This window comes from Acetomicrobium sp. S15 = DSM 107314, assembly GCF_016125955.1.
GTDB classification, from domain to species: Bacteria; Synergistota; Synergistia; order Synergistales; family Thermosynergistaceae; genus Thermosynergistes; species Thermosynergistes pyruvativorans.
Genome location: NZ_JADEVE010000116.1, coordinates 1 through 269, shown reverse-complemented (window position 1 = coordinate 269; position 269 = coordinate 1). Strand labels below are relative to the sequence as shown.

Sequence of the window (269 nt, the reverse complement as noted above, 5' to 3'; positions counted from 1 at the left end):
CGGCCAAACCCTCGATGAAGTTTTGCAACTCCTCTACTACGGCGCCGGAATGCCTCTCGCTTATACGCACAGATAGCTCCTCCGTCTTTCCGGCAATATCGAGGGGGTCGCTGTTCCTCAAGGCTTGTCCAAAGGCTTTGTGCTCCTCAGGAGTTAGCGTCGTAATTTGCAGGCCGTATTCTTCGAGAAAGCGCTGCGCCTCATTTTCGGAATCAGCTATGGCGCTCCTTATCCACTCTTCGGCATCGTTGCCAGCTTTTAGGAGCACT

General features: G+C 53.5%; 1 pseudogene. It reads right to left on the bottom strand.

The features are described from left to right. Nucleotides 1-269 (bottom strand): annotated as a pseudogene (locus EZM41_RS02920) (hypothetical protein); the annotation flags it as partial.